Source organism: Actinoplanes sp. NPDC051343 (genome assembly GCF_044455125.1).
Classification (GTDB): Bacteria; Actinomycetota; Actinomycetes; order Mycobacteriales; family Micromonosporaceae; genus Actinoplanes.
Map to the genome: position 1 here is coordinate 104,214 of NZ_JBITEL010000004.1, position 22,586 is coordinate 126,799.

Annotated in this window: 23 protein-coding genes and 2 tRNA genes; 12 read left to right on the top strand and 13 right to left on the bottom strand. The window is 69.1% G+C overall.

The window, feature by feature from the left end:
• Window positions 1-638: 638 nt before the first annotated feature.
• On the bottom strand, window positions 639-1,385 hold the full coding sequence (locus tag ACIA5C_RS14540; protein ID WP_396054533.1) for a tyrosine-protein phosphatase: 747 nt from the start codon (window positions 1,383-1,385) through the stop codon (window positions 639-641).
• 196 nt (window positions 1,386-1,581) lie between these two features.
• Between ACIA5C_RS14540 and cimA the strand changes: the two genes are divergently transcribed.
• On the top strand, window positions 1,582-3,171 hold the full coding sequence (gene cimA, locus ACIA5C_RS14545) for a citramalate synthase (protein WP_396054536.1): 1,590 nt from the start codon (window positions 1,582-1,584) through the stop codon (window positions 3,169-3,171).
• On the opposite strand, the gene thrS is transcribed toward cimA, so the two are convergent.
• The 7 genes from thrS to ACIA5C_RS14580 all read right to left on the bottom strand — a co-directional run bounded on the left by thrS (window position 3,135) and on the right by ACIA5C_RS14580 (window position 11,130).
• A complete protein-coding gene (gene thrS / locus ACIA5C_RS14550) occupies window positions 3,135-4,316 on the bottom strand; it encodes a threonine--tRNA ligase (protein WP_396054538.1) in 1,182 nt (393 codons plus the stop codon). The two genes, cimA and thrS, sit on opposite strands and share 37 nt — an antisense overlap.
• A 199-nt stretch (window positions 4,317-4,515) precedes the next feature.
• On the bottom strand, window positions 4,516-5,481 hold the full coding sequence (locus ACIA5C_RS14555; protein ID WP_396054540.1) for an endonuclease/exonuclease/phosphatase family protein: 966 nt from the start codon (window positions 5,479-5,481) through the stop codon (window positions 4,516-4,518).
• Window positions 5,482-5,492: 11 nt separating this feature from the next.
• The gene (locus ACIA5C_RS14560) at window positions 5,493-6,419 is read right to left on the bottom strand and encodes an endonuclease/exonuclease/phosphatase family protein (RefSeq protein ID WP_396054542.1); all 927 of its coding nucleotides are present in this window, start codon (window positions 6,417-6,419) and stop codon (window positions 5,493-5,495) included.
• Between the two features lie 66 nt (window positions 6,420-6,485).
• A complete protein-coding gene (locus ACIA5C_RS14565; RefSeq protein ID WP_396054544.1) occupies window positions 6,486-7,832 on the bottom strand; it encodes a M16 family metallopeptidase in 1,347 nt (448 codons plus the stop codon).
• Window positions 7,829-9,142, bottom strand: a complete 1,314-nt coding sequence (locus ACIA5C_RS14570; RefSeq protein WP_396054546.1) for a M16 family metallopeptidase — start codon at window positions 9,140-9,142, stop codon at window positions 7,829-7,831. The genes ACIA5C_RS14565 and ACIA5C_RS14570 overlap by 4 nt, the downstream gene beginning before the upstream one ends.
• 49 nt (window positions 9,143-9,191) lie before the next feature.
• Complete coding sequence (locus ACIA5C_RS14575) at window positions 9,192-9,785, bottom strand: RloB family protein (protein WP_396054548.1); 594 nt, start codon at window positions 9,783-9,785, stop codon at window positions 9,192-9,194.
• Window positions 9,786-9,822: 37 nt separating this feature from the next.
• Window positions 9,823-11,130 (bottom strand): ATP/GTP-binding protein, encoded by a 1,308-nt coding sequence (locus ACIA5C_RS14580; protein ID WP_396054550.1) that lies wholly within the window; start codon window positions 11,128-11,130, stop codon window positions 9,823-9,825.
• A 50-nt stretch (window positions 11,131-11,180) separates the two neighbouring features.
• Here ACIA5C_RS14580 and arfB point away from each other — a divergent pair, with 50 nt between their 5' ends.
• Entirely contained in the window at window positions 11,181-11,618 is a 438-nt protein-coding gene (gene arfB, locus ACIA5C_RS14585) for an alternative ribosome rescue aminoacyl-tRNA hydrolase ArfB (RefSeq protein ID WP_396054552.1), read from the top strand.
• Between the two features lie 21 nt (window positions 11,619-11,639).
• Window positions 11,640-12,485, top strand: a complete 846-nt coding sequence (locus ACIA5C_RS14590) for an alpha/beta fold hydrolase (protein ID WP_396054554.1) — start codon at window positions 11,640-11,642, stop codon at window positions 12,483-12,485.
• On the opposite strand, the gene ACIA5C_RS14595 is transcribed toward ACIA5C_RS14590, so the two are convergent.
• Complete coding sequence (locus tag ACIA5C_RS14595; RefSeq protein WP_396054556.1) at window positions 12,469-13,410, bottom strand: 3-methyladenine DNA glycosylase; 942 nt, start codon at window positions 13,408-13,410, stop codon at window positions 12,469-12,471. The two genes, ACIA5C_RS14590 and ACIA5C_RS14595, sit on opposite strands and share 17 nt — an antisense overlap.
• A gap of 41 nt (window positions 13,411-13,451) precedes the next feature.
• Entirely contained in the window at window positions 13,452-14,204 is a 753-nt protein-coding gene (locus ACIA5C_RS14600) for an alpha/beta fold hydrolase (protein ID WP_396054558.1), read from the bottom strand.
• 47 nt (window positions 14,205-14,251) lie between these two features.
• Here ACIA5C_RS14600 and ACIA5C_RS14605 point away from each other — a divergent pair, with 47 nt between their 5' ends.
• The 7 genes from ACIA5C_RS14605 (at window position 14,252) to ACIA5C_RS14635 (ending at window position 18,205) form a co-directional block, all read left to right on the top strand.
• Window positions 14,252-15,172, top strand: coding sequence for an ABC transporter ATP-binding protein (locus tag ACIA5C_RS14605; protein WP_396054560.1), 921 nt, complete (start codon window positions 14,252-14,254; stop codon window positions 15,170-15,172).
• Entirely contained in the window at window positions 15,169-16,014 is an 846-nt protein-coding gene (locus ACIA5C_RS14610) for an ABC transporter permease (protein WP_396054562.1), read from the top strand. The genes ACIA5C_RS14605 and ACIA5C_RS14610 overlap by 4 nt, the downstream gene beginning before the upstream one ends.
• A gap of 7 nt (window positions 16,015-16,021) precedes the next feature.
• Window positions 16,022-16,267, top strand: coding sequence for a helix-turn-helix transcriptional regulator (locus ACIA5C_RS14615; RefSeq protein WP_364107252.1), 246 nt, complete (start codon window positions 16,022-16,024; stop codon window positions 16,265-16,267).
• Between the two features lie 34 nt (window positions 16,268-16,301).
• The gene (locus ACIA5C_RS14620) at window positions 16,302-17,096 is read left to right on the top strand and encodes a fumarylacetoacetate hydrolase family protein (protein ID WP_396055591.1); all 795 of its coding nucleotides are present in this window, start codon (window positions 16,302-16,304) and stop codon (window positions 17,094-17,096) included.
• Window positions 17,093-17,896, top strand: coding sequence for an SDR family oxidoreductase (locus tag ACIA5C_RS14625; protein ID WP_396054564.1), 804 nt, complete (start codon window positions 17,093-17,095; stop codon window positions 17,894-17,896). The genes ACIA5C_RS14620 and ACIA5C_RS14625 overlap by 4 nt, the downstream gene beginning before the upstream one ends.
• A 71-nt stretch (window positions 17,897-17,967) precedes the next feature.
• Window positions 17,968-18,039 (top strand) — tRNA-Gln (locus ACIA5C_RS14630).
• A 93-nt stretch (window positions 18,040-18,132) separates the two neighbouring features.
• A tRNA-Glu gene (locus ACIA5C_RS14635) sits at window positions 18,133-18,205 on the top strand.
• On the opposite strand, the gene ACIA5C_RS14640 is transcribed toward ACIA5C_RS14635, so the two are convergent.
• From ACIA5C_RS14640 to ACIA5C_RS14650, 3 genes are all read right to left on the bottom strand, one after another.
• The gene (locus ACIA5C_RS14640) at window positions 18,203-18,691 is read right to left on the bottom strand and encodes a GNAT family N-acetyltransferase (protein WP_396055593.1); all 489 of its coding nucleotides are present in this window, start codon (window positions 18,689-18,691) and stop codon (window positions 18,203-18,205) included. The two genes, ACIA5C_RS14635 and ACIA5C_RS14640, sit on opposite strands and share 3 nt — an antisense overlap.
• Before the next feature lie 328 nt (window positions 18,692-19,019).
• On the bottom strand, window positions 19,020-19,577 hold the full coding sequence (locus ACIA5C_RS14645) for a dihydrofolate reductase family protein (protein ID WP_396054566.1): 558 nt from the start codon (window positions 19,575-19,577) through the stop codon (window positions 19,020-19,022).
• A gap of 126 nt (window positions 19,578-19,703) precedes the next feature.
• On the bottom strand, window positions 19,704-20,390 hold the full coding sequence (locus ACIA5C_RS14650; protein WP_071807642.1) for an IclR family transcriptional regulator: 687 nt from the start codon (window positions 20,388-20,390) through the stop codon (window positions 19,704-19,706).
• 49 nt (window positions 20,391-20,439) lie between these two features.
• Between ACIA5C_RS14650 and leuC the strand changes: the two genes are divergently transcribed.
• The gene (leuC, locus tag ACIA5C_RS14655) at window positions 20,440-21,882 is read left to right on the top strand and encodes a 3-isopropylmalate dehydratase large subunit (protein ID WP_396054568.1); all 1,443 of its coding nucleotides are present in this window, start codon (window positions 20,440-20,442) and stop codon (window positions 21,880-21,882) included.
• A gap of 14 nt (window positions 21,883-21,896) precedes the next feature.
• Window positions 21,897-22,484 (top strand): 3-isopropylmalate dehydratase small subunit, encoded by a 588-nt coding sequence (gene leuD, locus ACIA5C_RS14660; RefSeq protein WP_396054570.1) that lies wholly within the window; start codon window positions 21,897-21,899, stop codon window positions 22,482-22,484.
• Window positions 22,485-22,586: the final 102 nt, after the last annotated feature.

Below are 22,586 nucleotides of genomic sequence, written 5' to 3' on the forward strand. Positions count from 1 at the left end.
CGGGAACGTTGCGCTGGGCGAACTCTACGACTACGTGTACGACCGGGTGCGCGAGCTGACGCCCTACCAGACGCCGAGCAAGTGGGAGTTCGGCCTGCGCGGCGACCTGTTCGTGGCCCGCAACCCGAACCGGCGCCCCCGCCCGGTGGAGCCCGCGCCCGCCCCGGCCAAGGAAGCGGACCCGAAACGCGCGGCCAACGCACCGGGCGATGCAGACGCCGCGCCGCGGTCCCGGCCGCAGGAGGTGGTAGGGGCGCCCGATGAGGCGGCCGAGGCGGTGGTCCCTCCCGCGGAACCGAACAAGGCGACGGCAGCGGGGACTGCGGTGGCCGCGCCCCAGGAGACCGCGGCGGCAGCGCCCGAAGGGACCGCGGCGGCAGCGCCCGAGAGGACCGCGGCGGCAGCGCCCGACGGGACCGCGGCGGCAAGCCGGAGTCCGAGACCCCGACCGACAGCACCCGGCGCCGGGCCGAGACCGGGAGCGGCACCGTCATCTGCGACCTGCTCGACCCCAGCCCGCGGTACGGCGTCGAATGGGGCATCACCAGCAACCTGATGACCGGCACGTTTTTCGCCACCGAAAGCGCCGGCTACCGCGGCACCTACGACCGGGCGATGGCGGCGCTGGGGCAGTTTACCTAGGGCTCGAGCAGGTGGGATCTCATCGACGCGACCTCGGCGTCGGTCAGGCCGATCTCGCGGACGAAGCCTTCCACCGAGCCGTGCAGCGCGCGCAAGTCGTCGAGGAAGAGGCGCATCGCTTCCGGTGGGGAGTCGAACATGTGCTCGTTGCCGCGTACCGCTTCGGGGTTTTTCTGCAGTAGGTACTCCGTGAGCGGTTCCATCGCCGACGTGGTCAGCGCGTAGTCGGAGGCGATGTCCTCGTCGGACACCCCGAGTAGCGACAGGGTGAGCGCGCACACCGTGCCGGTGCGGTCCTTGCCGGCCATGCAGTGCACGACCACCGGGGCAAGTGACGGGTCGGCGATCACCTGCAGGGCACCGAGCAGTCCCGCGCGCCCGTCCTCGGCGAAGTTGAGGTAGCGGTCGGCCAGCCAGCGCTCGTGGTCGACGCCGGTCGGATGGCCGACCTCTTCCCAGTCGACGTGCTGGAGCACGACGTTGCGGTAGTCGAGGCCGTAGCGTTCGGCGATCCGGCCGTACTTCTCGATCTCGAAGGGCCGCCGGAGGTCGACGATGGTGCGAACACCGAGGGCGACGAAGGCGTCGGAGGACGACGACGAGTCGAGCCGGTGCAGCGCGTCCGAGCGGAAGAGGCGGCGCCAGCGCACTTTCCGGCCGTCGAGGCCGGTGTATCCGCCGACGTCGCGGAAGTTGTATGTCGCGGAGAAACCGAGATTCCGGGGGTATGAATCGGCTACCACGCCACCAACCTAGTCTCGAAAGGTGGAACAACGCTTCCCACGGCGGCCGTTAGTGGCATGCTTCATTCCGTGACCTGCAACGTGCTCATTATTGGCACCTAGCGCGCCGGCTGAAGACTCGCCGCCGCGCTGACCTCCTGCATCCGCAGGGGGTCTTTTTGTTGGTCGCACCAACACCTCGAAGGGAACCAGCGCCATGGACTACCAGGTCTTCGACACCACGTTGCGCGATGGCGGGCAACGCGAGGGCATCAGCTACACGGTCGCCGACAAGCTCGCGGTCGCCCGGCTGCTGGACGAGTTCGGCGTGGGCTTCATCGAGGGCGGCTGGCCGGGCGCGATGCCGAAGGACACCGAGTTCTTCCAGCGGGCCCGCACCGAGCTGAAGCTGACCAACGCGGTGCTTGTCGCGTTCGGCGCGACCCGCAAGGCCGGCGTCGACGTGGCCGCCGACGGCCAGGTGCAGGCGCTGCTCGACGCCGAGACCCCGGTCGTCTGCGTGGTGGCCAAGAGCGACATCCGGCACGTCGAGCGGGCGCTGCGCACGACCGGCGAGGAAAACCTGGAGATGGTCCGCGACACGGTCCGGCATCTCCGGGCACAGGGCCGCCGGGTCTTCGTCGACTGCGAGCATTTCTTCGACGGCTTCCGCTACGACCCGGATTACACGGCGAGCGTGGTCAAGGCCGCGGCCGAGGCGGGCGCCGAGCGGGTGGTCATGTGCGACACCAACGGCGGCATGCTCCCCTCGATGATCACCAAGGCGATCAACGAAGTGGTCGAGCGCACTCAGGTGAGTGCCGACCGGCTCGGCATCCACTGCCAGAACGACACCTCGTGCGCGGTCGCCAACACGGTCGCCGCGGTCGAGGCGGGGGTCAAGCACTTCCAGTGCACCGCCAACGGGTACGGAGAGCGGCCGGGCAACGCCGACCTGTTCGCCACCGTGAGCAACCTGCAACTCAAGCTCGGGCTGAAGGTCCTACCGGACGGATGCCTCGAGAAGGCGACGCGCGTGTCGACCGCGCTCGCCGAGATCGCCAACATCGCCCCCGACACCCACCAGGCCTATGTCGGGGCCGCGGCCTTCGCCCACAAGGCGGGTCTGCACGCGAGCGCGATCAAGGTGGATCCGCTGCTCTACAACCACGTCGACCCGTCGGTTGTCGGCAACGACATGCGGATCCTGGTGACGGAGATGGCCGGCCGGGCCAGCATCGAGCTCAAGAGTCGTGAGCTCGGTCTCGACCTGGCCGGCCACCCGGACACGCTGACCAGCGTGACCAAGCAGGTGAAGGACCTCGAGGCGGGTGGGTGGTCGTTCGAGGCCGCCGACGCGTCGTTCGAGCTGCTGGTGCGTTCGGAACTGCCGGGCCAGGCCGTAGCGCGGCCGTTCACGCTCGAGTCGTACCGGGTGCTGACCGAGCACCGGGAAGACGGTTCGATCATGTCCGAGGCCACGGTCAAGATCCGCGTACGCGGCGAGCGCGTGATCGCCACCGCCGAGGGTGTCGGCCCGGTCAACGCCCTCGACGAGGCCCTGCGCGTCGCCCTCTTCCAGCACTACCCGCAGCTGAAGACGTTCGAGCTCAGCGACTACAAGGTGCGCATCCTGGAGGGCAGCCACGGGACGAACGCGGTCACCCGGGTGCTCCTCGAGACCTCCGACGGCCACCGCGAGTGGACGACCGTCGGAGTGCACGAGAACATCGTCGAGGCCAGCTGGGTGTCGCTGGTCGACGCGCTGACCTACGGCCTGTCGCGGGCCACCGCGGAGATCGCCTGATCGATCGCGACGGCCGGCATCTGCCGGCCGTCGCGCAGCCGCAGGGAGACCTCGCCGGAGGAAACCTCGCGGTCTCCGATCACCGCGACGTACGGGATCTTCCGCTGAGCAGCCGCACGAATGCGGAGTCCGACCGACCCCTCATGCAGCACCTCTACCCGCACCCCGGCCGCGATGGCCCGATCGGCGAAGCCGGAAGAGTCCACCAGCGGGATGACGGCGAGCTGCACCGGGGCGTACCAGGCGGGAAAAGCACCGGAATGCACCTCGATCAGGTGGGCGAAGAGCCGTTCCATCGAGCCGGCCAGGCTGCGGTGCACCATGACCGGGCGATCGCGGCTGCCGGACGGGCCGGAGTAGCTCAGGTCGAACGCGGCCGGCTGGTGGAAGTCGATCTGGACGGTGGCGAGGGTCGACCGCCGACCGGCCGAATCCTCCACCTCCACATCGATCTTCGGCCCGTAGAACGCCGCCTCGCCCGGTGCCTCCGAGTAGGGCTGGCCGGCCGCGTCGAGGGCTTCCCGCAGGAGTTTCTCGGCGTGGACCCAGCCGTCCTCGTCGCCGGCGTATTTGCCCGAGTCACCGCGCAGTGACAACTGCACGGCGGCAACGCGTACGCCCAGAGCGGCGTGAGCGACCCGCATCAGCCGGACCACCGCGGCGACCTCGTCGCCGGCCTGATCGAGGCGGCAGAAGATGTGGGCGTCGTTGAGCTGCACCGACCGCACCCGTTGCAGCCCGCCGAGTACGCCCGAGCGCTCGGCGCGGTACATCGGTCCCAGTTCGGCGATGCGCAGCGGCAGGTCGCGGTAGGACCGCTGGCGCGACTTGAAGATCAGCGCGTGATGCGGGCAGAGGCTGGGCCGGAGCACCAGGTCGTCGCCGCCGCCCAGGTTCATCGGCGGGAACATGTCGTCGGCGAAGTTGCGCCAGTGGCCGGACAGTTCGTACATCGCGCGTTTGCCCATCGCGGGCGAATAGACGTGCTGGTAGCCGTTACGTCGCTCGAGGTCGTAGAGGTACGCCTCGACCTCGTGCCGGGCGGCCGCCCCGGCCGGCAGCCACAGCGGCAGGCCGCTCCCGATCAGTGGATCGGAGTCGAACAGGTCGAGTTCGCGGCCGAGTTTGCGGTGGTCGACAGACATTTCAAGTCTCCTGAGGTGATGGCCCAGCGGGACCCCTGGAGACGCGACACGGCCCCGGGCATCTCGCCCGGGGCCGTGTGGACGCTGAAAGCAGCGGAGCTGTGTCAGCGAATCAGGGCGCCGGGTGTCCCCGGCGTCGTCGTGACAAAGCTGCTGCGCATGCCGCCGACCTTAGCTCCGCTTGGCGAAAGCCGCGAGCTCATTTCGCCTCCGGCGTAGCGGCCACGGCCGGCACGGTGAGCCAGGCCAACACCGCGCGGTGGTCACTCCGCGGGATCCGGTGCACCTGCACTTCCCGTACGCCGATCCGCTCGTCGACGAGCACATGGTCGATCGTGATCGGCGGGTAGTGGCGGGGTCCGTGGTAGATGCCCCAGGTCGGCACCAGCCCCCGGCCGACCACGGCCGCCGCGTCCCGGTAGCCGTGCGCGATCAGGTCCCGCAGTTCGGCGTGGTCGAGCGTGGCGTTGAAGTCGCCGAGCAGGACCCGGGCCGTCCCGCGCGGGTCGGCGTGCGGCTCGGCCCGCAGGTCGGCGCGCCAGTCCTTCAGCATGCTCACCGCCGAGGGCGCGGCCGGGTGAGCCGACTCGACGAGCAGCGGCTGTGCTCCCGGCGGCGCGATCGTCCCGTACGCCTGATGGAAGCCGCCGCCGTTCCGCCCGGCGCCCGGATCGGTGATCGGAAACCGTGAGTAGAGGCCGGAGCCGCCCGCGCCCGGCACCGGCGCGAGCGACGAGTACGGGAGCAGTTGATCGAGCCTGGCCGCCTTGAGCCCGGTCTCGGCCTCCGGCGTGAACTCCTGCACCGCGAGCACGTCGACGTCGTGCTCGCGAACCAGGTCGACGATCGCGGTCGGGTCGGCGCCGCCGAGCAGCATGTTCGAGGTCATCACCTGGATTCCGACCCCGGCCCCGGCCGGCGTGATCCGGGCGGACAGCGCCCGGGGCAGCACCGCCACCGTCAGCGCACCGGCCGCGACCAGCGCGACCGCCGCGGCGAGCCACTGCCGCCGGGCCAGCGCGAAGATCAGCGGGAGCCAGGACCAGGCCGCCACGTAGGCGGTGAACGAGAGCAACTGGACGAGGATGCCGCGATCCCAGCCGCCCATACGAAGTACGGCCCAGACGAGTCCGGGCACCACGAGCAGCCAGGTCATGATCTTCATGGTGACCGAAGCTAGTTGCCGCCTGCCACTACCAGCGTGGCAATCACGCTCCGGTGGTCGCTGCCCTTGACCCCGTGCACCCGCACGTCCTTGACCCCGATCCGCTTGTCGGCCAGCACATGGTCGAGCGTGACCGGCGGGACGGGTTTGCCGTCGTAGGGACCCCAGGTGCCGATCAGGCCCCGGCCGGTGGCGTCGGCGGCGTCGCGGTAGCCGCGCGCGATCAGCCGGCGCACCGGGGCGTGGTCGAGAGTGGAGTTGAAGTCTCCCAGGAGGATGTCGACGCGTGGTTCCGCGGCCAGGTCGCCCTTCCAGAGCTTCAGCACCTTGGTGGAATAGGGCGCCAGCGGATGGGCGGAGACGACATCGAGCGTTCTGGTGCCCGGCGGCTGGATGGTCGCGTAGACCTGCATGTTGCCGCCGCCGCTGCGCTCCGAATGCGACGCGGTGATCGGGTAGCGCGAGTAGAGCCCGGAACCGGTAGTGCCCACCTCGTCGGCCAGCGCGGCGTGCGGGAGGAGCGCGTCCAGACCGGCGTTGTTCAGCCCCATGCGGGCCGTCGGCGAGAACTCCTGCACGGCCAGTACGGCCACGTCGTGGTCGCGGACCAGCTTGACGATCGCGGCCGGGTCGGCCGCCCCGACGAACATGTTGATCGTCATGACGGTCAGCTCGTTACCGTCCGCTGGGCCTCTGTCCCGGTCGGGCAGAGCCCGCGGCAGCACACACCACGCCATGATCGCGACGGCAGTGACCGCCAGACCCGCCGCTGTCCAGCGCCGGGTGGCCAGCGCGACGATCGCCGGAACCACGGTCCACGCCGCCACGTACGGCGTGAAAGCGAAAGCCTGCACCAGGAATCCGCGCTCCCAGCCCGGCAGCCGCAGCACCGCCCATATCAGGCCCGGCAGGATCAGCGCCCACAGCCCGATTTTCATGGCGCGACCGTAGCTTTGCCCCCGTCGCCGGGGGCGGCCGCGCGGCCGCCCCCAACGGGTGAACCGTCAGATGCCGGAATCGACCAGCTCGCCGAGGTCGGCCGCCGCCAGCTCGTCCCGGATCACCGCGGCGTCGCCCTCGATCACCAGGGTCAGCCCCCGCGGATGCAGGTGCGCCTGGGCGGCCGCCGACACCTGCCCGACCGACGCCTCCAGGTAATCGCGGCGCAAGGTCGCGTAGTAGTCGTCGGGCAGGCCGTGCACGACCAGCGTGCTCAACGCGTTCACGATCGAACCCGGCGTCTGCATCTCCACCGACAGCTGGCCGGCCCGCCACGACCGGGCCACCGCCAGCTCCTCCTCGGTCACCCCGTCCAGCGCGGTGCGGGCAATCTCGCCCAGCGTGTCGATGATCGCCGGGACGGTGACCGCGGTCTGCACGCCGGCCGCCACCTCGAACCGGCCGAACCGGCGGGTCATCGCATAGCTGCCGCGGATGCCGTAGCTGTAACCCTTCACCTCGCGGATCAGATGGTTGAGGCGGGACGTGAAAGCACCGCCGAGCACGGTCGCGGCCAGCGTCATCGCCACGTAGTCGGGGGTCGCCCGCTCCGGCGCACGATGCCCGATCCGCAGCGTCGACTGCACCGAACCCGGCCGGTCGACCAGGATCGTCCGGCGCTCGCCGCGCACCGGAACACCCAGCGGCGCTTCGACCGCCAGCGGATCGCCCGACGTGCCGGCGAACGCGGCCTCACCCAGCTCCTTGAGGTCGAGCGAGTCGAGGTCGCCGGCCACCAGCAGCACACCCGGCCGCAGCATCCACCGCTGGTGGAAGGCGAGCACGTCGTCGACGGACACGGCGGCCACCGACGTCGGATCGCCGTGCAGCGGCCGGCCGTACCGCTCGGCGGCGCCGAACAGGTCGGCCCGCAACGCGGCGTCGGCCCGCGGACCGGGCTGCGCCCAATCCATCCGCAGGGCGGTCACCTCGTCGTCGCGAACCCGGGTCACGTCGGCCGGATCGAGCCGGGGAGTGCGGGCAGCCTCGGCGGCCAGCCGCACGGCGCCGGCCAACTGCGGCACCGGCGCCGACAGACCGACGCGGAAGGTGTCCCAATCCACCGAGGGCGCCAGGGCGGCGCCGAGACCCTCCAGCGCCAGGGCGTACGCCGTGGAGTCGCGCGACTTCGTGCCCTCCTCCAGCGACTTCGCCAGCACGGTCGCGGTGCCCTCACGGCCGTCCGGCTCGCGGGCCGCACCGGCGTCGAGCAGCAGCAGAGCACTGGCCAGCAACTGGCCCGGCAGATGGGCGGCGATCACGGTGCCGCCGCCGACGGTCACCCGCTGCAGAGTCGGGAACTGGTAAGGCCGCGGCGATCCCGAATCCGGTCGGGTGGCGATGAGCGTCACGGCTTCTCCTCAGGCAGGTAAGTCAGGGTCACCCGGGACTCGGGCTTCAGGGCGTACGCGGCGGCGTCGGTCACGTCGTCGGCGGTCACCGCGAGCCACTGCGGCAGCCGGTAGGCCGCGGTGGTCGCATCGCCGAACTGCGTCGCGTAACGGCCGAGCGTGTCGGCGCGGCCGCCCAGCGTGGACAGCTGCCGCCACCACGCGGTCGTCAGCAGCGCCTTGGCCCGGGCCAGCTCCTGTTCGGTCACCGGCTCGCTGGTCAGGCTGCCGATCACCTCGTTGAGCCCCTCCTCCAGCGTGTCCACGTCGACGCCGTCCTTCGCCGTCGCCGTGATGATCAGCGGCGCGGGCGCGTGCGCCAGATCCACCCCGTACGACCCGATGTAGTCGGGCTGCGCGATCCGCTTCCCGTCGGCCAGCCGCTGGTAGAGCCGGCTGCCCCGCCCGTTCCCGAGCACGGTCGCCAGCACGGTGATCGTGTCGTATCCGGCGGTGCCGAACGCGTACGTCCGATGAACCTGATAGATCCGCGGAGCCGGAACCGGACCGGTGACCGTCTCCCGCACCGGCTCGGAAGCCGGGCCCGCAAGGTGCCCGGACGGCGCCGGCGGGATCGCCGAAACCGGCTCGATGACACCGAAGTACTTCTCGGCCAGCGCGAACACCTCGGCCGGGCTCGCATCCCCGGCCACCGTCAGCACACAGTTGTTGGGCGCGTAGTACTGCCGGTGGAACGCCTGGAACGTCTCCAGCGCGGCCGCGTTCAGATCCTCCATCGACCCGATCGTCGAGTGGTGGTAGGGATGGCCGGGCGGATAAAGCAGCGGTAGCATCCGCAGCCAGGCGTCACCGTACGGAACGTTGTCGTAGCGCTGGCGCCGCTCGTTCTTGACGACCTCACGCTGGTTGTCCAGAGTTTCCTGAGTCAGCGCGGGCACCAGCCCGCCCATCCGGTCGGCCTCGAGCCAGAGCGCCAGCTCCAGATGCTCCGACGGCATGCTCTCGAAGTAATTGGTGCGGTCCGGGTTGGTGGTGGCGTTCAGCGAGCCGCCGTTACCCTGCACGAGCCGCATGTGTTCGGTCTTCTTGACATGCACCGACCCCTCGAACATCAGATGCTCGAAGAGATGCGCGAAGCCGGTCTGCCCGTCCGGCTCATGCCGCGAACCCACGTCGTACCACAGGTTGACGCACACGACCGGCGCACTCCGGTCCTCGCTGACAACGACGCGCAGGCCGTTGGCGAGCCGGGTGCTTTCGATAGGCCACGGATAGCCGGTCGTCACGACCGGCGTACTTGGGGACGTCACCCACCCATACTGCCCGTTGGACCCCTGCTTGTGTGCTCAGCTCCCATGGTCACTCCACCGGCCCTACCGAACCGATCAGCAGATGCATCCCGCTCGAAGGATTGTTGTCGGGCAGACGAGTGCCGTTTCTGGCACGCGACCGCTCGAGTTTCGCCGCCCGAGTTGCCGCGGCAGCGCGATTCGGCATATAGATGTCTGCGGCCAGACCCTTGTCGGCTTGACCGTCGTGTCGCCGGCGCAGTCGCCGGGCGCCGTCGTTGTCCAGCCACGCGGCCTGATCAGCGAAATGCAGAGCGAGCCACAGTTCGAAGCAGGGGTTCGATATCGCTAGGCAGATCCCATGATCGGCCGCAAGCGCGACTGCCTCTCGGAGGCCGGGGTGCGTGTGCGGCCATTCCACGTCGAAGAGGCACCAGAATTCGTCGACCTCACCCTCCTCGCGGATGGCCTTCTCGCGAGCGGCGATCGCTGCCCGCACGAGCCCGAGCGGCTTGAACCCGGCCGAGTTCCGATCGATCCGGATGTCGACCGCCGCCGCGTTCCGGACCTCGGGCAGCCGGCGGAGTGCGTCGAGGTACTCCGGCTCGGTTCGCGCGCCCTCGCAGAAGACGAGGAGTGTCTTGCGGGGGTGGAGCTGGGCCACACGGCGTCGGAGAGACTTCGGTTGGCGACCCATCAGGTCACCGGCCCTTGCGGACGAGTGCCTGGCGCAGCGCCTGCTCGTCGATCTGAGGCAGGCCGCCGAATCGACCCTGGAGGTATGCCCGTTCCAGATTGGTCGACCGCCGGACCTTGTCTCCGCCGTATTCGGCGAGCGCGGTCAGCCGGGTCGCGCCGTCGGTGCCCTTCTCGGTGAGCCAGACCTCGTCGCGATTCAGCTGCCCGAGAAGGCTGGTGTCGTGAGTAGTGAAGATCAGTTGGGCGCCGTGCGGGTTGGTCTCCTCGTCCTGAAAGAGGGCCAGAAGGTGGCCCGAGAGCCTTGGGTGCAGGCTGGCGTCGATCTCGTCGAACAAGAGGATCTGCCCGGTCTGCAAGGCATCCAGGACCGGCCCGATGAGTGCGAACCAGGTCCGGGTTCCCTCCGACTCCTCGTCGAGCTCGAACGCGACACGTTCGCCTGCCGCGTGGTGAACAAGCTGTAGCCGCGAGCCGGACCGCTCGCGGACCACCTCGACGTCGTCGACCCCGAGATCGGCCAGCCGGAGCAGGCCCAACGCGATGCGCCGAGCATCCGGGTCGTGGAGCGGCTCACGGTCGGCCAGCACGAACAGGTCACGTGTGGCGAACTCGGAGGTGTCGCGGGCCGCCCGCGAGGGGAGGACGCGGCGAGGAAAGTTCAGCGCCCCGATCCCGGCCAATGCCCGGCCGAAGGGCCCTACCTCGGCGTCGTCGAAGCGGAGCGCGGCGGACAGCGCGAGAGTGGTCGGTGTCATCAGTTCCCGTGCGGCCGAGAACACGGTCAGGCCGCGGCGGAAGGACAGCGCCATGCCTTCGCGCTCGAACAGCAGACGGCGACGGCGTTCGGGATAGCTGAACAGCGATTCGGACACGATGGAAGAGTCGTCGCACTGGACGGCGTAGGTGTGCCGGATGCCTCCGACCATCATCTCGACCTCATAGGTCGACGCGGACGAGGGGCCCGCTCCAAACCGAAAGGGCTGGCGGGGCAGGAAGCCTTCCCGCTGCCGTAGCGACTGGTCGACGGCGTCGGCCAGCCAGGCGAGTGCCTGCAGGACGTTCGACTTGCCGGAAGCATTGGCGCCATAGATTGCGGCAGTGGTGAGGACACGCTCGGAGAGACGCTCGAAGCCCCGGGTGGCCGGGCGATCGTCGTCGACCGCGATCATGGACAGCTCGACCGCTTCCATGACCGAACGGTGGTTGCCCACCGCGAACCTCAACAGCATGCCGACTCCTGCACTCTCGAACCCAATTTCGTCAATCATATGCGAAAAACGAGCTCTGCTTGCAGCGCGCGGGCGGTTCAATCTGCGGGCTGTGATCAAAATCGATGTGACGGCCGCCGCCGGCGGGTGCGATGCTGGGCGACGTGTCAGAGGATGTCCGGGTCAATGAGCGGCTGACCATTCCGGCGGCCGAGCTGGCCTGGCGGTTCTCGCGGGCCCACGGGCCGGGAGGCCAGGGGGTCAACACCACCGATTCCAGGGTCGAGCTCTCGTGGGACCTGATGGGCTCGCCGATCCTGCCGACCGCGCTCAAGGAGCGCGCGGTCGAGCGCCTCGGCCACCGGCTGGTGCAGGGCGTGCTGACGGTCGTCGCCTCCGAGCACCGCTCCCAGCTGCGCAACCGTGAGGCGGCCGCGGCCCGGCTCGGCGGCCTGGTCGCCTCGGCCATCGCGCCACCGCCCCGAGTGCGACGCGCCACGCGCCCGTCCAAGGGCTCGGTCGAACGCCGCATCGCCGAGAAGAAGCGCCGAGGCCAGGTCAAGCGCGGCCGCCGCGGAGAGATGGACTAAGCCGCTCAGTACCCTCGGCCGGTGGCTGTCGACAGGTTCTCCTTTTTGCGTGGTGGCACGGTGCTGTCCGGCCTTCGAGGCGGCGGCGGGGGTGACCTTATCGTGCTGTTGCACGGGCTGGCCGGGAGCGCCGCCGAGATGGTGCCGCTCGGGGAGGCGCTGGGGATGCGGTTTGTCGCGCTCGATCAGCGTGGGCACGGGTTCAGCGCGCGGCGACCGTCCGATCTGTCGCGGCAAGCCTTCGTCGACGACGTGGTTGCCCTGCTGGGTGACGAGCCGGCCTGGCTGGTCGGGCAGTCGATGGGTGCGCACACCGCGATGCTGGTGGCCGCGGAGAAGCCCGTCCGCGGGTTGGTGATGATCTCGGGCGGGGTGGGTGGCTCGACCGACGACTATCCGAAGGCGCTCGGCGAGTATTTCGCGAGCTGGCCGGTTCCGTTCGCCGATGAGGAGGCCGCGAGGGGGTTTCTCGGGGACCGGCCGATCGCCGAGGCGTGGGTGGTCGGCTTCGAGCGGCGGCCGGACGGGCTCTACCCGCGCTTCGACGCCGACGTCATGGAGGCGGTCATGCGCCCGGTGGCCGACGCCGCGCGGTGGGATGCCTGGGAGCGGATCACCGCGCCCACCCTGCTGATCCGCGGGGCGGACGACGACTTCGACCCGGTCGAGGCGGAACGGATGGCGGGGCGGGCGAAGACCGAGACGGCGGAACGGATGGCGGGGCGGGCGAAGACCGAGACGGCGGAACGGATGGCGGGGCGGGCGAAGACCGAGACGGCGACGATTGCGGGTGCGGGTCACGACGTACATCTGGAAAAGCGGGACCGGACCGCCCAGCTGATCCGTCGGTTTATCGGTGGTTGTTAGGCGCGACCGCCTCGCGGTTGCGCGCCGCCGACTCGGGGCCCATCAGCTCCTCGCAGACCCGGATGAGCCGGGCCCGCAGGCCCGCCGCCCGCCGGGCGAACTCGCGCTGGCGGGCCACGTATTCGGCTTTGCCCTCCGGGGTCTCGATCTTGACCGGGGGGTAGCCGTACGAGCTCAGGTCGTAGGGGCTGGCCTGCATGTCGAGCAGGCGGATGTCGCCGGCCAGGGCGAAGCAGTCGAGGGCCAGCGCGCCCGGCACGGCCGGACCGAGCTTGGTCGCCCACTTGTGTACGTCCATCGCGGCGTGCAGGCAGCCGGGCTGGTCTAGGTCGACCTGGGTGGCCCGGGTCGGCTGGAGCCGGTTGAGGCCGACCGACTCGGGGGTGAAGAACCGGAACGCGTCGTAGTGGGTGCAGCGGATCGGGTGTTCCTCGACGACGCGGTCGGTCTCTTCCTGGCCGAGCCGCAGCGGCAGCGGGTGCCGATGCTCGGGGGCGCGGTAGACCATCGCCCACTCGTGGAGGCCGAAGCAGCCGGAGAAGACCGGGCGGGACGCGGTCGCCGTGAGGAGCCCGTGGATGTAGCGCACGCTTTCGCCGCGGGCGTGCATGAACGCGTCCTCGTCGAGCGTGACCACACCGTCCGGGTAGGTCATGTAGAACTTCCACCCGGAGTGTTCGGCCAGCCCGTCGGGGGCCGGGGAGAGGCCGGCGCCGACCCCCGGATGCCAGCGGCGCAGCACCGAGGGCCGGGTGCCGTAGTAGTCGTAGAGGAAGTCCTCGATGGCGTGTTTTTCGCCGCTGGCGCGCCGCGCGCGGTGGCCGGCGGTCATCTCGTCGGCCCGCTCGGCGTGGGCGCGGGCGAGGGGAATCCAGGTGATAGAAGGCAGCGTCGTGGTGAGCGCCCTCACCTGCTTGATCCCCATCGCACCAGCGTATCCAGCCGAGGCGATCAACACGATCACCGTTAGGCGCGAATGGCCGCAGCAACTTTCGAGGGACCACTCAGGTCTGGACCGTTATGGTCGCATTCCGGAATATTTATGGCTTTTGCCTGGGGCATGATCGCCGCCAGCGTCGGCAGGATGTCCTTCAGGTACGCCGGACTCTTCCCGCCGGAGATCAACAGTGTGGGTGACGTGACGCCGGCGTAGCGGCTGCCGTCCGAGTCGAGGGCGGCGATCTGGCGAAGCTCCGGCTCGATCGTCGGCAGCATCGCCCGGATGTCACGGTTGACCCGCAGCAGCGTCCACATCAGGGGCGTCGCGATCGGCATGCGGGGCAGAAATTCCATCCGGGTGAGGAAGAGGGCATAGGCGGTCGCCTTGCGACCTTGTTCGAAAAGCTTCCCGTACGCGTCGAGCCAGCCGAAATCGAACGAGCTGTCCAGGTTGACGGCCGGCTCGTACAGCACCAGCCGATCGAGGTCGCGCTGCAGGGCCACGTGCAAACCGATCAGCCCGCCGTAACTGTGCCCGAACACCTGCTCGGATCCGGTCTCATCGAGCACCTCGATCGCGTCCGCGACCTCGACGTCCAGGCTGTAGTCACGGTCCTGCGGTGGACTCGCCCCGCGCCCGCGGCGATCGATCATGTGCACGGTGAACCGGTCGGCCAGCGCGGCGGCCATCTTGTCGTAGTGGTGGGCCCGACGGGTGCCGCCGGGGATGACGACGAGGCCGGGGCCGCGTCCGGTGCTTTTCACGGAGACAGAAGACATGCAAACGAATGTAGTACATCTGCTACATCTTTGATAGTGTGCTCGACATGGCAGCAATGACTTTGACGGGGGCGCTCGACGTCGGGAGGATCGATCCCGACGACGAGCGAGTCATCGACGTCCGCGACCTGCGGATGCGCTACGGCACCAGGGACGTGCTCGAGGGCATCGACTTCACGGCCCGGCGCGGCGAGGTGCTGGCCCTGCTCGGGCCCAACGGCGCCGGCAAGACCACGACCATCGAGATCCTCGAGGGCTTCCGCATGCGGTCCTCCGGGGACGTACGCGTCCTCGGCGTCGACCCGGCGTCCGGCGGCGAATCCTGGCGCGCCCGCCTCGGGGTGGTCCTCCAATCCTGGCGCGACCACAGCAAGTGGCGGGTCGGCGAACTGCTCGGACACCTCGGCACCTATTACGTGCCGTACACGAAGCCCTGGCCGGTGGACGAGCTGCTCGACGCGGTCGGCCTCACCCGGCACGCCGACCAGCGCATCGCCCGGCTGTCCGGCGGCCAGCGGCGGCGGCTCGACGTGGCGATCGGCATCGTCGGCCGGCCCGAACTGCTGTTCCTCGACGAGCCCACGGTCGGCTTCGACCCGGCCGCCCGGCGCGAGTTCCACGACCTGGTGCACCGGCTCACCGATGTGGACGACACCACGATCCTGCTCACCACCCACGACCTCGACGAGGCGGAGAAGCTGGCCGACCGCATCGTGATCCTGGCCGGCGGCCGCATCATCGCCAACGGCTCGGCCGACGAGTTGTCCCGCCAGGTCGCCGGCGAGTCCGAGATCCGCTGGACCCGCGACGGCCAGCGCTACGTGCACTCGACGGAAAACTCGACCCGCTTCGTCCGCGAACTGTTCCTGCAGTACGGCGAGGCGATCGACGACCTCGAGGTACGCCGGGCGAGTTTGGAAGACACGTACATGCAGATGGTTCACAACTTCGAAGGCGGCACCCGATGAGGCTCTCGATCCTCCGCTCCGGCGTCGCCCGGGGCGGCATCGAACTACGCCAGACGCTGACCACGTGGAGCGACCTCTTCGCGTACATCTTCCCGACGATCCTGCTGCTGGGCGCCATCTTCTTCATGCGCAACGCACATGTGCCCGGCACCAACTTCTCACTCGGCACCCAGAGCCTGACCAGCTCGTTCGGGATGAGCATCGCCTTCGGCGGTCTGATGACGGTCGCCCAGCTGCTGATCGCCGACCGGGAGGACGGCACGCTCCTGCGGGCCAAGGCCACCCCGAACGGCATGATGGGCTACCTGATCGGCAAGACCGTGCTGGTCGGCGGCATGCTGCTGATCAGCTTCCTGCTCCAGCTCATCCCCGGCGTCTTCGTGGTCCACGGGCTGCACGTCACCGCGACCGGCTGGCTCATACTGCTCTGGCTGGTGCCCCTCGGGCTGATCGCCACCATGCCGATCGGCGCGGTGTTCGGATCGCTGTTCGAGAACTCGCGCAACATGGCCCTGCTGATCCTGCCGATCATCGGACTGGTCGCGATCTCCGGCGTGTTCTACCCGATCACCGCGATGCCGGGCTGGGTACAGGCCGTCGGTCAGTGCTTCCCGATCTATTGGCTAGGGTTGGGCATGCGCTCGGTGTTCCTGCCGTCCTCGCTGGCCGGGGTCGAGCTCGGGCATTCGTGGCGGCACTGGGAGACCCTGGGCATGCTCGTGTTCTGGGCGGTGGTCGGCCTGACGCTGGCCCCCTCATTCCTGCGGCGCATGGCTCGCCGCGAGTCCGGCTCGGCGGTCGAAGCGCGCAGGCAGCGTGCGATGGTCGCAATGGGGCGTTGAACTGACTATGGGAACGACCGAGATCACGTACAACCGCATCGCGATGCTGCGCGCCGAGCGCGGCATCTCGCGGCGGCAGCTGGCCGACGCCCTCGGCGTGCACTACCAGACCGTCGGCTACCTGGAACGCGGCGAGTTCAGCCCCAGCCTCCACCTGGCGTTGCGCATCTGCGCATACTTCGAGGTCCCGGTCGAGGTGGTCTTCTCGCTCGACCCGTTCCCGCGGCTCGGTGCGGAGTCCCGCTCGGCGTAGATTCCCTGCTAGCTGTCTAGAGATGGGAAAACCCGTGCGCTTCGCCCGTTTTGTTCATGCCGGCGGTGTCTCGTTCGGTGTCGTCGAGGGTGACGGATCATCCGGCCTGACCGTGGCCGAGATCGAGTCGATCCCGTTCGAGAACGTCCGCTTCACCGGCCAGCGCTGGGCGCTCGCCGACATCCGGCTGCTCGCCCCGATCTTCTCCAGCAAGGTGATCGGCATCGGCCGCAACTACGCCGACCACGCGGCCGAGCTGGGCAACGAGGTGCCCAAGGAGCCGCTGATCTTCATCAAGCCGTCCACCTCGGTGATCGGCCCCAACGACGCCATCCGGCTGCCCGCCCAGTCCCAGCGGGTCGAGGAGGAAGCCGAACTCGCCGTCGTCATCGGCGCCAGCGGCGCTCGCCGCGTCGACCGGGCCGGCGCCGAGAAGGCGATCTTCGGCTACACGATCGGCAACGACGTCACCGCCCGCGACCTCCAGCGCAGCGACAAAACCTGGACCCGGGCCAAAGGCTTCGACTCGTTCTGCCCGATCGGCCCGTGGATCGTCACCGACCTCGACGTCAGCGACCTCGAAATCCGCTGCGAGGTCGGCCGCGACCCCCAAGCCATGGAAGTGCGCCAGATCGGCCGCACCAAAGACATGGTGTTCGACGTGCCCACCCTGGTTTCCTACGTCTCCCACGTGATGACGCTGCTGCCCGGCGACATCATCCTCACCGGCACGCCCGCCGGCGTCAGCGAACTGCTCCCCGGCGAGACCGTCTCGATCAGCATTCAGGGCATCGGCGAAATTCGAAACCCGGTAGTTTCGCTCGAATGACGGTTCTGGTCACGGGGGCGACCGGCAACATCGGCCGGATGGTGGTCACCGAGCTGCATCGGCTCGGCGCCCACGACGTACGCGCCCTGACCGTCGACCCCGGCCGGGCCGCCCTGCCCGCCGGGGTCACAGTGTTCCAAGGCCACCTGGGCCGCCCGTCCTCGGTCGCGGCCGCCCTCGACGGCGCCGACGTGATCTACCTGGCGCCCCACATTCCGACCGCGGGGGAAATCTGCCGCCTGGCCGCAGAAGCCGGCGTACGCCGCATCGTCGACCTGGCCGGCCCGCGCGGCGGCATCTGGCAACCCATCGAAGACGCCGTCGAAGCCAGCGGCCTGCCCTGGACCCACCTCGAACCCGGCGAATTCATGGCGAACGCCACACTCTGGGCCGACCAGATCCGCGCCGGAGACGAGATCCGCGACGCCTGTCCCGACGCGGTCAACGCCCCCATCGCCCAGGAAGACGTAGCCGCGGCAGCCGCACACGTCCTGCTGACCGACGGCCACGAGGGTGCGTTCTACCCGCTCACCGGCCCGTCCGCCCTCAGCCGCCGCGAGATGATCTGCTTGCTGGGCGAGGCCCTCGGCCGCACCCTCGAATACGTCGAACTCAGCCGTGACCAGGCCCGACCCGTCTTCGAAAAGACCCAGGGCGCCGCCGCGGAGTGGTACCTGGACGGCCTCGCCACCCTCACCCAGCACCCACAGACCGAGCTCCACCCGGCCACCGAAATCACCGGCCGACCTGCAACGACGTACGTCCAGTGGGCCCGCACCCACACCCACCTCTTCCAGTAACCGCTAACCCGATTTGGTGGGCACCATGGGGTCGGGTAGAGTTCATCCTCGGCACGGCAAGCCGCGCCAAATGGGGTATGGGGTAATTGGCAGCCCGACTGATTCTGGTTCAGTTAGTCTAGGTTCGAGTCCTGGTACCCCAGCGCTACCAATCCTGCGAAGGATGGTGGAGCTGGACATCTGATAGTGTTCGGCCCGCCGCTGACGCGAGAGTGGAAGCAGCAAGAGAAAGTCCTGGCCCCGTCGTCTAGCGGCCTAGGACGCCGCCCTCTCAAGGCGGTAGCGAGGGTTCGAATCCCTTCGGGGCTACATTCTGGGATGACCCTGTCTGCAAAGTGCGCAGACGGGGTCATTTCGCATTTCCCCTGGGGGCCGAGCCCCCAGACCCCACGGTGCGGTTGGTTGCGCTGGGTGGGGGGTTGGGTTGGGGCTTGCGGCTTCGCCGCTTTGCGTGCGCTGGCCGTTACTCGCCTCCGGCGTCGTGTCCGGCTTCCTCCTCGGCCTGGGTCGGCTGGCTGGCTTGCCTCGCGGGGATTCTCGGGCCGGTAACCGTCGCGGGGCCTCATGCGGGATTGCGATCTGTTGATTGGCGGTCGGCGCGGATTTTGTGAAGCTGCTCTTCTTGGCGACGCGCACCGAGGCGATGTTGTTGGGGTCGATCCGGACGGCGGCGCGTGTTCCGACGCGGTGCTCCCGTATGTGCTCGAGGATTAGGCGGACGGCTTCAACCGCGACTCCGCGACCGCGGGCCCACGGGTGGACGGCGTAGCTGATGTTGACGTACGACAGTGATATTTGAAGTTCTTCGTGGCATCAGGCCAGGAGGACCTGTTTCAACGGAGTTTCGGACGATGCCGTCGCCGCCGGTGAATCCCTGTGCGACGACCTCGCGATGCAACACCGAGGCGTTGAGGCGACCACTGGTGATCCGCTCGCTCAGATAGGGCCCGGCTCGGCGGCCCTGCGCCAGCCCGAAATCAGCATCGCCCGCAACGGCTTGCTGCGGCGGGCCCGGCGACGTGTCAGTCCTGCGACCTGTTCGGCGAACGTCCGCATCCCACATGAGATGTCGGCGCAGAAGAAGCGGCGCACCGTCAGGCCGGCGGCGATGGGCTCCTGTGAGTCAGCTTGCGCGGCTGTAGTGCATGGCCACCGCGCCGTTGCGGAGCGGCTCCGCCGAGAGCAACTCGAGCCGGCGCGTGCCGGGCAGCCCGCCCTGGTACAGCGTCGGGCCGTGGCCGGCGATTCTGGGATGGACGAGCAGCTTGTACTCGTCGATCAGGTCCAGCCGGTCGAGCTCGGTCGCTAGCTTGCCGCTTCCGAGGAGGACCCCGGCCGGGGTCGCGTCCTTGAGCTTCTGCACGCCCTCGCGCAGATCGCCGGCGATGTGGTGGCTGTTGGTCCACGGGAAGTCGGTGCGCGTCGACGACACCACGTACTTGGGTTTGGCCTCCAGCTTGGCCGCCCACTCGCGCATGGCCGGCGGCGCCTGCTCGTCGCCGCGGGCGACGGTCGGCCAGTAGCTTTCCATCATCTCGTAGGTGACGCGGCCCCACAGCATTGCCCCGCCCTCGTCCATGAGGCGGGTGAAGAAGGCATGCGTCTCGTCGTCGGCGATCCCCTCCTGGTGGTCGACGCAACCGTCCAGGGTGAGGTTGAGGCTGAAGGTGAGGAGTCCCATGCCCGGCGAGCCTAACGCCACTACGGCGTCGCGTCAGCGAGCTCGAGGTACGGGCTCGATCCGGCACGTGATGGTCATTCGGCCTGATCGGTTGCCGGCGTGACTGATTCCGCGCCTGGCGGTGGGTCAGAGGCCGGAGAGGCGTTGGCCGGCGCGGACCACGGCCATGGCGTGGCGTTCGCCGGGGCGGCGGCCCAGGCGTTCGATGGGGCCGCTTATTGAGATGGCGGCGATTACCCGGCCTGTGCGGTCGCGGATCGGGGCCGAGACGCTGGCTACGCCGGGCTCGCGTTCGGCGACGCTCTGGGCCCAGCCGCGGCGGCGGACCTCGGCCAGGGTGCGGCCGGTGAACTTGCAGCGGGGCAGTAACGGCATCACGGCCTCGGGAGGTTCCCAGGCGAGCAGGATCTGGGCCGCGGAGCCGGCCACCATCGGCAGTACCGAGCCGACCGGGACGGTGTCGCGGAGGCCCGAGGCGCGTTCGGCGGCGGCGACGCAGATGCGTTCGTCGGCGCGGCGCAAGTAGAGCTGCGCGCTTTCCCCGGTGGCGTCCCGCAATGCGGACAGCAGGGGTTCGGCGGCGGTCAGCAGCACGTCCGGTGCGGCGTTCGCCAGCTCGCCGAGGCGGGGGCCGGGGCGCCAGCGGCCCTGGGTGTCGCGGACCAGCATCCGGTGGATCTCCAGGGCCTGGGCCAGCCGATGTGCGGTTGCCCGGGGGAGCTTTGTGCGCTCGACGAGTTCGGCCAGGCTGGCGCCGTCGACACACGCCGCCAGGATCACTACCGCCTTGTCGAGAACGCCGACACCGCTCATACTGTGTCCCACAAGCCGAAACATACCTCCCAGAATTTAGGATGTCCAGATGGTGGGAGTCACTACCCCGAGGACGCTGGCCGAAAAGGTGTGGGACGACCACGTCGTGCGTACGGCCGATGGTGAGCCCGATCTGCTCTACATCGACCTCCATCTGCTGCACGAGGTGACGAGCCCGCAGGCGTTCGACGGACTGCGCCTGGCCGGGCGCCCGGTTCGCCGCACCGATCTCACGCTTGCGACCGAGGATCACAACACGCCTACCGGCTACGCGGATCCGGCCTTCAACACCCGTCGCGGCGAGCTTCTGACGATCGCCGACACGACCTCGCGCGTCCAGATCGAGACCCTGCGCAAGAACTGCGCCGAGTTCGGTGTGCAGATCCGGCCCCTCGGCGATGTCCAGCAGGGCATCGTCCACGTGATCGGGCCGCAGCTGGGTCTCACCCAGCCGGGCATGACGATCGTCTGCGGCGACTCGCACACTGCGACCCACGGCGCATTCGGCGCCCTGGCGTTCGGCATCGGCACCAGCGAGGTCGAGCACGTGCTGGCGACGCAGACGCTGCCGCAGGGCAAGCCGAAGACGATGGCGGTCACCGTGGTCGGCGAGCTGCGGCCGGGTGTCAGCGCCAAAGACCTGATCCTCGCGTTGATCACGCAGACCGGCACCGGCGGGGGCAACGGCCACATCGTGGAGTACCGCGGGGAGGTGATCCGCAAGCTCTCCATGGAGGGCCGGATGACCATCTGCAACATGAGCATCGAGTGGGGCGCCAAGGCCGGCATGATCGCGCCGGACGAGACCACATTCGAATATCTGAAAGGCCGCCAGCACGCGCCCAAGGGTGCGCAGTGGGACGCCGCCGTGGCGTACTGGAAGACGCTCGTCACCGACGAGGGCGCGGAATTCGACACCGAGATCGTCATCGACGCGTCGACGATCAGCCCGTTCATCACGTGGGGCACCAACCCGGGGCAGGGTGCGCCGCTCGACGCCGCGGTGCCCGACCCGGACGAGTTCATCGAGGAGACCGACCGCAACGCCGCCCGCCGGGCCCTGGAATACATGGATCTGACCCCGGGCACGCCGTTTCGCGATGTCCCGGTCGACGTTGTATTCGTGGGTTCCTGCACCAACGGCCGGCTGGAGGACCTGCGGGCCGCGGCCGACGTGATCCGGGGCCGCAAGGTGCACGAGAACGTCCGCATGATGATCGTGCCGGGTTCGTTCCAGGTGCGCGAGGCGGCCGAGGCCGAGGGTCTCGACAAGGTCTTCACGGAGGCGGGCGCCGAGTGGCGGTTCGCCGGCTGCTCAATGTGTCTGGGCATGAACCCCGACACCTTGAACCCGGGCCAGCGGGCCGCTTCCACGTCCAACCGCAACTTCGAGGGCCGGCAGGGCAAGGGCGGGCGCACCCACCTGGTCTCGCCGCAGGTTGCCGCCGCCACCGCGGTGATCGGCAAGCTGGCCGCCCCGGCCGACCTCTGAGGGGATATCCCGCCATGGACAAATTCGTCACCCACAGCGGCAAAGTGATGCCGCTGCGCCGTTCCGATGTGGATACGGACCAGATCATCCCGGCCGTCTACCTGAAGCGGGTCACCCGCACCGGTTTCGAGGACGGCCTCTTCAGCGCCTGGCGCGACGATCCCTCGTTCGTGCTCAACAATGCCGCCCACGCGGGCGCCACGATCCTGGTCGCCGGCCCCAACTTCGGCACCGGATCCTCGCGCCAGCATGCGGTCTGGGCCCTGCGGGACTGGGGCTTCAAGGTGGTCATCGCCTCCCGCTTCGGCGACATCTTCCGGGGCAATGCGCTCAAGGAGGGTCTGCTGCCGGTCCAGCTCGATCAGAAGGCCATCGAGGCCCTCTGGGATCTGGGCGACAGCGAGCCCGAAAAGGAGATCACGGTCGACCTGGGTGAGCGTCAGGTGCGCGTGGACGACGCGGTCTGGCCTTTCCCGATCGACGATTTCAGCCGCTGGCGCCTCATGGAGGGCCTCGACGACATCGGACTGACTCTCAGGCATGAGGCGGACATCACCGCGTACGAAAAAAAGCGTCCGGAGTTCAAGCCGGCCGTGATCTGACCGAAAATCGGGCTCTACCAAGCCTTTTCGCCCCCATCGGGTTCCCCGATGGGGGCGATTTCCTTGTGACACAAGGGTTTTTTTTGCCCGAATGTTTGTGTC